We start from the raw sequence: 9634 nt of genomic DNA, 5'->3' as shown, positions 1-9634 counted from the left end.
TATAGATATCAATGGAATTTAAAAAAGATGACTCCTGTTGGATACAGAAATCATCTTCTTGATGTTGCCTAACTTTTTTCAAAATGTCCTTTACAAAGGGTACAGATTATTCCGCTTCTCTTTTTTTTATTAAAAGTCAGTTAATAACTTTTCTTTTAGTTCACCTACATCTAACGGTTTCGCATAATAAAAACCTTGTACAAAATCGCAACCCATTGATTTTAATAAACTTTCTTGTTCTACTGTTTCTACCCCTTCAGCAACCACTAATAAATTTAAACTATGGGCAATTTCAATAACCGATTTTACAATCGTTCGCTCTGGCTGTGCGTGATCATAATGAAACTCACGAATAAAATTACGATCAACTTTCACAATATCAAGTGGTAGTTGTTTTAAATAATATAATGAGGAATACCCTGTTCCGAAATCGTCTAAAGCGATTAAAATTCCCATACTTCTTAATTCTTGTAATGTAGCAATAATATAATCAAAATGACGTACAGCTATACTTTCTGTTATTTCTAATATTAAACGATTTGGTGGAAACCCTGTCCGCTTCAATATACTACGAACAGATAAAATAAATCGCTTTTGCATCAATTGTTGTATTGATAAATTAACAGATAATCTTAGTCCCTCTTGATACTCTGGCAAAGTTTTAAACAGTCGACATGACTTTTCTAGTACCCAGTCTCCTAGTTTTATAATAAGTCCACACTCTTCAGCTACAGGGATAAATTCACTTGGTGAAATAGGACCTTCTTCTGTCTTACAGCGTACTAAAGCCTCAATACCAGTACATTTCTTTGTTTTCAAATCAATAATGGGTTGTAATGCCACATTTAATTCTTCGTCACGAATTGCTTTTTGCAAAGCAAACTCTATTTTCATTCTACGGTTTATTTTCGCACGTAATTCATCTGTAAAGAAGCATGCCGCATTTCTTCCGTGCTCTTTCGCACTATACATGGCTAAATCTGAATTTTTCAATAACGTTTCAACGTCTTTTCCATCTTGCGGATAGGAACAAAGTCCTAGACTGGCTGAAATGTATACTTCATGACCTTCAAGCATAAATGGTGCTTGAAAGCATGACAACACAGATGTCGCTAACTGCCTCATCCCATCTTGTGTATGTTTTTTTGTTAATAGCACAAATTCATCTCCACCAAGCCTAGCCAGAACATCTTTATCTCCTAGTACGTAATGCAATCGTGAAGCGACTTCACTTAAAAGTAAATCTCCTATCATATGACCTAACGTATCATTCACTAATTTAAAACGATCTAAATCAAAGTAAATCATGCCAAACTCTATTTTCTCTGCAATCATCTTATTTACAGTCGTAATTAACTGCAAACGGTTTGGTAAACTTGTTAACGCATCATGATAAGCAAGTTCCCTATAACGACTTTCGCTTAATCGTAAGCTTTGTTCTGCTTCTTTCCTACTACTTATATCATTTCGAATTGCAATAAATTGATAGGGTTCTCCCTTTTCATTTAAAAATGGAACAATTGTTGTTTTAACCCAATAATACGTACCATCTTTTGCTTGATTTCGAATTTCCCCCGTCCAGACTTTTCCACTCAAAATACGCTTCCATAGGATTTGAAAAAATGCTTTCGGATGATATCTGGAATTTAAAATACGGTGATCTTTTCCTATTAACTCTTCTCTTTTATATTTTGAGATTTCACAAAATTTATCATTCACATATGTAATAAGACCATTTCGGTCTGTAATAGCAACAATTGAAGACTCATCTAATGCTAATTTTAAATCTTGCAATGAAGAGTCATATAATGCATGACCTCTTTGTTCTAGCATGCGCACCTCTCCTTGCTTCCTATCTGACTAAAACACAACTCGTTTCTCTTCATAGAAATAGAGATATCTCATTTTCTAACAATATGCCTTTGCATAAATCACAAATTTTTTCTAAGTAGGCCGATTAAAATAACATAATATTATTTATAAAAAAATGCAATATGGTGCTGTTTTAATTATAGTAGAGACTTTTCACTTCTCTGATTATCTGATCTTATTATACCGTATTCTCTTACATTTTTTAATTTATAAAGCTACAATTTAATCAATACTAGCCCCTGTTCCCTACTAATGCGACCTCACACCTAATCTCTTTGCTTTCATGAAATATTAAAGTGTAAATCTAGATACCGACAACTAACGGAATAGAAATTAAAATTGTTATTTAATATTTTGAATTACAATAACTAAATATTAACATATTTTCACATTTATTTTGGAAATATTTTATAAATAAATACATTATTAACCTAAAAAAGAGGGTATCCTCTTTTTTAGGTTAATAATACGGGTACGATGTTTGTTGATAAGCTGGGTATGGTACTGGGTACGGCGCTGGATAAGTTACCGGGTATGGTGCTGGATAATATCCCCCACCACTAGCTGCACCTGTTAATGCCCCAGCTGTAAGTCCTCCTACTACGCCCCCGGCAAAACTCCCTGGGAAAAATCCTCCGCCCCATGAGCCTCCACCCCACCCGCCACCATGATGGTGGTGGTGATCATAATGATTATGTCCGCCATGATGATTGTGTCCACCATGATGATTGTGTCCACCGTGATGATTCCGATAATATCCTCCGTAATTTCCAGTATAGTTCATTTTTCTTCCTCTCCTTTTAGCATATAGTTCTGCCTCTCTTTAATATGTGGAATAATAAGGATTCTGTTGATAATCCGCATAGTATGGATAATCTGAATAATAAGGATAACCGTATCCACCATAACCAAATGCTGGACTGAGTAAAGCACCTGCTACAAATCCTGGAAAGAAACCTCCACCAAAAAACGTCGACTGTCCAAAACCACCCTGGAAACCTCCATGACCAAAACCACCGCCATGACCAAATCCTCCAATTGGACGACCGTACATTTTATTCATCCCCTTTTCTATATAAAAATGTAATAATATACTGTATGTAGGACAAATGCGGAAAGCATGGGGAAAATGTCTATATTTTGTAAAAAAAACAAAACACTTTATAATAAGAATGTCAGATTACACCTTTTATATAAGAAGTCTATATTTCAGAAAGATTAGAGGAATTTTATAGAAATGAAGAAACCTATCGTTCAATTATTATTAATATTTACAATCGTATCTATCGTTCTTTTCCTATTAAATACATCGGTTATTTCGTTATATACGTTTGTTGGTGCTCTATGGTCCATCACAATCGTAGGAATTTCATTCGTTATTTTTATCGAAAATAGATCTCCCCAAAGTACCTTAGCGTGGTTTTTAGTATTAGCACTTCTTCCTGTTGTAGGTGTGCTTTTATACTCTATTTTCGGGCGTAGCCGTTGGAGAAGAAAAAAACATCTTCATCGCTCAGAAGAACAAAGAAAATTATTCCGTGAAATATTAGAAGGAAGACGACTAGAATTATTACTTACAGTTCCATTACATGAGCGTTCTATACATTTAACAGAAGTAGTACAAAAATTTGGAGGCGGTCCTGCCGCAGATAGAACGACTACAAAACTTTTAACAAACGGAGATCAAACATTTTCAGAAATTCTGCAAGCTATTGAGCATGCAAAACACCATATACATATTCAATACTATATTTATAAAGCCGATGAGATTGGTACAAAAGTTCGAGATGCTTTAATAAAAAAGGCAAACTCGGGGGTTATTGTACGCTTCCTTTATGATGGACTCGGAAGTAACACGTTAAGAAGACGATTTTTACAGCCTATGAAAGAAGCTGGAATTGAAATTGTGGAATTTGATCCTATTTTTTCAGCTTGGTTACTTGAAACAGTCAATTATCGTAACCATCGTAAAATTGTTATTGTAGATGGAGAAATTGGGTTTACTGGAGGACTCAACGTCGGTGACGAATATCTCGGCCGTTCAAAGAAATTTCCCGTTTGGCGTGATAGTCATTTAAAAATAGAAGGAAAAGCATTATATAAATTACAAGCAATCTTTCTAGAAGATTGGCTCTATGCCTCTAGTGGTTTAAGTAACTACTCTTGGGATCAATTTATGAATGTACAATACTTCCCTGGTAAAGAGGTCTCAAATGCAGAAGGTGCTGTTCAAATTGTAGCAAGTGGACCAAGCTCAGATGATAAAAGTATTCGTAATACGTTACTAGCTGTTATGGGCTCTGCCAAAAAATCTATTTGGATCGCTACACCATACTTTATTCCAGATCAAGAAACTTTAACATTATTACGCTTAAGTGCAATATCTGGCATAGATGTACGTATTTTATATCCAGGTAAAAGTGATAGTATTATTAGTGATCAAGCATCTCAATCCTATTTTACTCCACTTTTAAAAGCTGGTGCTTCCATTTACAGTTATAAAGATGGTTTTATGCATGCGAAAATTGTACTCGTTGATGATAAGATCGCAACAATTGGAACAGCAAATATGGATGTACGTAGCTTTGAATTAAATTATGAAATTATTAGTGTACTTTATGAATCAGAAACCGTTCATGATATTAAACATGATTTTGAAGAAGACTTTAAGCATTCCACTGAAATTAAATGGAACTCGTTCCAAAAAAGAAGTATCAAAAAACGAATATTAGAGTCTTTCATGCGACTCATTTCTCCTTTGCTATAAGCAATCAATATAATATTGATTGCTTTTTCTTTTACATTTCCCCTCTCTCCTTTTCTTTGCATACCATATTAAAACAAGTTATCATAAGATGTATTACTTTATGAAAATAATGTTAGGTGGGAAATACATGTTAGAACAATTTCATATACATGCTGATTTAAAGCAACAGCTCTCAGCCATTCACGAAAAGAATAAACAAGAAGCTGGCGAAAATGCACATTTGATTGGAAAGAAAATATATAAAGCATCTGATAATAGCATTATTGAAGATGCCATTACAGCACTTTTACTTGGTAAAAATATTCTATTAAAAGGGCCAACTGGTAGTGGTAAAACAGTACTAGCGGAAACTCTTTCTTCTTTATTCCAAAAACCAATGCATAGCATTAACTGTTCTGTCGACTTAGATGTAGAAGGTATTTTAGGATACAACACATTACAAACAAAAGATGGTGCATCTGAAGTTACATTCGTTAACGGTCCTCTTATGAAGGCAATGAAGAACGGTCACTTCTTATATATTGATGAAATCAATATGGCAAAACCTGAAACATTACCACTTCTTCATGGTGCTTTAGATTATCGTAAAATGATTACAAACCCATTTACACAAGAAGTTGTATACGGTGATGAGGAATATCGAGTAATTGCTGCGATTAACGAAGGTTATGTTGGGACAAGTGAACTAAACGAAGCATTAAAAAACCGCTTTGTTATTATTGAAGTTCCTTACATTCAAGGTGATACATTAAAAGAGCTATTACTATCTGAATCAAAATTAAATGATGTTGCAACAATTGAAAAGTTCGTTGCATTCGCAAGCGATCTTATGCCTTTAGCTCGTGATGGACGCGTAAGTGAAGAAGCGGCTAGTATTCGTGGCATTATCGATGCATGTGATTTAGGCGTATATATTCCTGTTATGCGTGCAATTGAACGTAGCATTATCGCAAAATTAAACGATGAAACAGAACAAATGACTGTCCGTGAATTAGCAGAAAGTTATTTCTTTGAGGGATAATTCATGAGACAAATTTTTAGTGACAAAAAAATTGATGCGTCGCTGTTTCTACAAATGGAAAACTTAATGTATGCTCTTCTAAAAGAAGACGATGCCTATCTTGAGTATGGCTATAAAGCATACTACGACGAAATTGAAAAAAAGGTTGTCATTAGTCACTTTTGGGATGATCGAAAAGAAGAGGATACAGTAATCGGATTAAAAAGCGAAGTGTTCTTAAAGGCACTTGGTAATAAACATTACTCGGACATGACTTTAATTCGTTCTTATGCGATTGAATTACAAGAATCGCCTCTAAAAAAGTTTTTAACACAATTATTTGTTCTATTAGAAGATTTACGTGTTGAGGAAATCGTCAAAAATTTACGACCTGGCACAAAACATATTTTTAAACGCCGAAAAGAAATGTACCGCAATTACTTTGGCTCACAAAATGAAATAAATCGTGTTCGTAACTATCACGGTGACCGTCTATTTTGTCTATGCTATCTTTCATTAACGAGTGATAAATATGAAATGTTTAATAATGAATATTTCGAGCAAATTGAAGCAATTTTGCATGAAACATTCCAAGCTCGTAATACGGAAGATATTATGTATATCGTTGAGAAAATTCGCTATCGCTTAGAAGGACTTCTTGAAAGTGATATGCTTAATAATTATTTCGGACATGCCCCGCTTTATTTATCTGTTATTGCAGATGAGAAAGACAGTCGCGCTGAAAAATTAGCAAATGATGATACGCAACTCATAGATGACGATGATAACAAAAACAAAATGGATGAAAGCTTCTCGACATGGCACCGTGAAAATAAAAACAATGAAAACGAGAACTTTTTACGCTTTGAATTAGAAAGCGGAACAAAAACAAATATGATGGGTGATACTGCTCGTGAATCAGAAGATGGTGACCAAGCACTTGGTTCTGTACAAGGTACTTCCCAAAAAAGTACACAATCTAACTTTGATGGTACTGATACAGAGGAAGCAAGAGCGTCTCATGCTTCTAGCCAAAACGACGGTGCATACGGCAAGTATAATGTGGGAGCTTCTCATACATTTAAAGAAGCTCGCAAATCAAATCCTGATGAGAAAAAAGATTACCAAGCTATCAAATCAGTCGTTAATAAAGATGTAAAAGAATTAAAGAAAATTATCGAAAAAACAATTGAAAACAAAACGAATGCAAACAGTGATAAATATTACGGAAGACTTCGTAAGAAATTCCTTCGTATTTATACAGAAAAGCAGCCGCGTATGTTTTATAAAAAAGGACAAGAATCACAAGAATTAGACGTTGCATTCCAACTATTAGTGGACTGCTCTGGTTCTATGTATAACAAAATGGAAGAAACGAAGAAGAGTGTGGTCCTATTCCATGAAGCTTTAAAATCTTTAAAAATCCCGCACGCTATTAGCGGATTTTGGGAAGATGCTTCTAGTGCTAAACCTGAAGATAAACCGAACGTTATCCATGAAGTTGTGACGTATAAAAACTCAACGTTACCAAACGTCGGTCCAGAAATTATGCAACTTCGCGAAGAAGAAGATAACCGCGACGGGTATATTATTCGTATCGTTTCTGAAAAGCTTGCGAAAAGACCAGAAAAACATAAATTCTTACTTGTCTTTACAGACGGTGAACCTTCTGCACTAGACTATCAACAAGACGGAATTTTAGATACGCACGAAGCTGTGAAACTTGCTCGTAAAAGTGGTATGGAAGTAATCGGTATCTTTATCGAAGAAGGCGAAGCGAAAGAAGCGACTTATCAACTAATGAAAAACATTTATAACCATCACTTCTTAGTTGCAAATCATGCTGAAGATTTACGCCTGAAGATTAAACCATTGCTGAAGAAACTATTACTGAAGACGATTGAATAGAAAAACAGGAGCCACGAGGCTCCTGTTTTTCTTCGTTAACTTACTTTGTTTCTGGTTGAAACTTGTATGGAATGGCTACTTCTAACAATGATTCAAATCCTCCATCGTAGAATGGGAATCGTTCATTTGCAATTTTTTTATCTACCCATTCAATTGCGGAAATTTCGCCTTCATCTTCTGCATATAGCTCGCCCGTTAACACTTTCGCTCGAAATGTAAAAAGTAGTGCATGGTGTCCTTTCTTCTCAAAAAACTTCTCATTTATTGCGACAAGTCCACTGAGTGCAGCAGTCAATCCTGTCTCTTCTTTCACTTCTCTTACTAGTGCTTGCTCTAATGTTTCTTCTTTTTCAACAGCCCCGCCCGGTAGCGACCAAACGTTTTGCTCTACATTATGTACCATTAATATTTTATCTTTTTCGCTATCGTATATTAGTGCATATACAACATCAACTCTTTGCATGTTGCTTTTCTCCTTCAATTAACTCATCCATTGTAAATAAAGAATGTAATTGTAATCCATCTTGTAATAAGTTTTCTCTGCCTTCTTTTGTACGCTCAATGACACCTAGAACATGGTTCACATTCGCTCCTAATTCTCTTAAATCTTTCGCGCTTAATAATATTTGACCGCCCGTCGTAATGACATCTTCTACGACACAAACATTTTTCCCAGCAATATCAACACCCTCTGCTAACTTACATGTTCCATATTTCTTCGCTTCTTTTCTTACAAATACAACTGGAATCCCTGTTTGTAAAGATAATGCTGTTGCTACTGGAATTCCTCCCATCTCCAAACCTGCTAGCACTTCTGCTCCAGGAGGAATAAGCTCTTTCAATTGTTTGGCGATTTCTAATAATAGTACTGGATTCGATTCGAATAAGTACTTATCCAAGTATTGATTTGATACTTGTCCTGAGCGAAGCTTGAATGTTCCCGTTAAACGCGACGTATTGTAAATTTCCTTTGCTAATTCCCATTTCTCCATTGTATCTCTCCCCTTTATGCACAAATTAATTCATTTTATCACGCTTGTAATTATTTGTATATTCTTAAAAATACAAATAAAAGAGCCAATTCCTAAGAATCGGCTCTTCCTATTAATTCATCACTAACTCAGCTGCAAGCTTTTTTTTTAACTTAGCAAGCATGTCAGTTGTCATTTTGTCTAAATCATATTCTGCTTTAAAGCCCCACTCTTTCATTGCTGCTGTTGCATCAATAGAGTTTGGCCAGCTATCAGCGATTGTTTGACGAGCTGGATCTACAGCGTAATCCATTGTAAAGTTCGGAATGTGTTTACGAATTGACGCTGCAATTTGCTCTGGCTCAAAGCTCATTGCTGTAATGTTAAACGCATTTCTATGCACAAGTTTACTTGGATCAGCTTCCATTAATGAGATGATCGCTTGTAAAGCATCAGGCATATACATCATATCCATGTATGTTCCTTCTGCAATGTATGAGGTGTATGCGCCTTTTTTAATCGCCTCATAATAAATTTCAACTGCATAGTCAGTTGTTCCGCCTCCTGGAGGAGCTACGTAAGAAATTAAGCCTGGGAAACGTACGCCGCGCGTATCAACGCCAAACTTTTGATGATAATAATCACATAGTAATTCTCCTGCTACTTTGTTTACCCCATACATCGTAGTAGGACGCTGGATTGTATCTTGTGGTGTATTATCTTTTGGAGTTGATGGACCAAATGCACCGATAGAACTTGGCGTGAAAAACTTACAGTTTAATTCACGTGCTGCTTCTAATGCATTTACAAGTCCGCCCATGTTTAAATTCCAAGCAAATAACGGATTTTTTTCTGCAGTTGCTGAAAGTAAAGCCGCTAAATGAATAATTGTATCTACTTCATTACGCTTTGCAATATCATGTAATTTTTGTCCATCCGTTACATCTAACGTTTCAAATGGACCAGACGTTACTACTTCACTATCTGTTTCACGAATATCTGTGGCAATAACGTTTGATGCACCGTATACATCACGAAGTTTCATTACTAGTTCAGAACCAATTTGCCCTAAAGAACCGGTTACTAGAATTTTTTTCATTTTTCCCACTCCTCATT

The 9634-nt window shown here is 35.3% G+C and carries 10 protein-coding genes; 4 read left to right on the top strand and 6 right to left on the bottom strand.

The genetic code is table 11. The features are described from left to right. Positions 1 to 72 (top strand): IS3 family transposase (locus MR071_RS25830; protein ID WP_325782561.1); only part of this gene is annotated, 72 nt, incomplete at its 5' end. 57 nt (positions 73 to 129) lie between these two features. Here the strand turns inward: MR071_RS25830 and MR071_RS16890 are convergent. The 3 genes from MR071_RS16890 to MR071_RS16880 all read right to left on the bottom strand — a co-directional run bounded on the left by MR071_RS16890 (position 130) and on the right by MR071_RS16880 (position 2926). Beyond that, positions 130 to 1833 carry a putative bifunctional diguanylate cyclase/phosphodiesterase gene (locus MR071_RS16890; protein ID WP_242237055.1) on the bottom strand — a complete coding sequence of 568 codons (1704 nt, stop codon included), beginning with the start codon at positions 1831 to 1833 and terminating at the stop codon, positions 130 to 132. 499 nt (positions 1834 to 2332) lie between these two features. Beyond that, entirely contained in the window at positions 2333 to 2656 is a 324-nt protein-coding gene (locus MR071_RS16885; protein WP_105586124.1) for a hypothetical protein, read from the bottom strand. A 39-nt stretch (positions 2657 to 2695) separates the two neighbouring features. Next, a complete protein-coding gene (locus tag MR071_RS16880) occupies positions 2696 to 2926 on the bottom strand; it encodes a hypothetical protein (protein ID WP_242237053.1) in 231 nt (76 codons plus the stop codon). A gap of 183 nt (positions 2927 to 3109) precedes the next feature. Between MR071_RS16880 and MR071_RS16875 the strand changes: the two genes are divergently transcribed. The 3 genes from MR071_RS16875 to MR071_RS16865 all read left to right on the top strand — a co-directional run bounded on the left by MR071_RS16875 (position 3110) and on the right by MR071_RS16865 (position 7547). Next, positions 3110 to 4639, top strand: a complete 1530-nt coding sequence (locus tag MR071_RS16875; protein ID WP_105586126.1) for a cardiolipin synthase — start codon at positions 3110 to 3112, stop codon at positions 4637 to 4639. A 127-nt stretch (positions 4640 to 4766) separates the two neighbouring features. Beyond that, positions 4767 to 5660 carry an ATP-binding protein gene (locus tag MR071_RS16870; RefSeq protein WP_105586127.1) on the top strand — a complete coding sequence of 298 codons (894 nt, stop codon included), beginning with the start codon at positions 4767 to 4769 and terminating at the stop codon, positions 5658 to 5660. 3 nt (positions 5661 to 5663) lie between these two features. Continuing rightward, complete coding sequence (locus tag MR071_RS16865; protein WP_105586128.1) at positions 5664 to 7547, top strand: vWA domain-containing protein; 1884 nt, start codon at positions 5664 to 5666, stop codon at positions 7545 to 7547. Between the two features lie 40 nt (positions 7548 to 7587). Here the strand turns inward: MR071_RS16865 and MR071_RS16860 are convergent, their stop codons facing one another. From MR071_RS16860 to MR071_RS16850, 3 genes are all read right to left on the bottom strand, one after another. Then, on the bottom strand, positions 7588 to 8010 hold the full coding sequence (locus MR071_RS16860; RefSeq protein WP_105586129.1) for an NUDIX hydrolase: 423 nt from the start codon (positions 8008 to 8010) through the stop codon (positions 7588 to 7590). Then, complete coding sequence (gene pyrE / locus MR071_RS16855; protein ID WP_142395848.1) at positions 7997 to 8539, bottom strand: orotate phosphoribosyltransferase; 543 nt, start codon at positions 8537 to 8539, stop codon at positions 7997 to 7999. Before pyrE ends, MR071_RS16860 begins: the two co-directional genes overlap by 14 nt. A gap of 112 nt (positions 8540 to 8651) precedes the next feature. Then, complete coding sequence (locus MR071_RS16850) at positions 8652 to 9617, bottom strand: L-threonine 3-dehydrogenase (protein WP_070169852.1); 966 nt, start codon at positions 9615 to 9617, stop codon at positions 8652 to 8654. Positions 9618 to 9634: the final 17 nt, after the last annotated feature.

Source organism: Bacillus cereus group sp. BfR-BA-01316 (assembly GCF_022664195.1).
GTDB lineage: Bacteria > Bacillota > Bacilli > Bacillales > Bacillaceae_G > Bacillus_A.
Note: the sequence above shows the minus strand (reverse complement) of the source record. Positions and strands in the feature narration are given on the sequence as shown.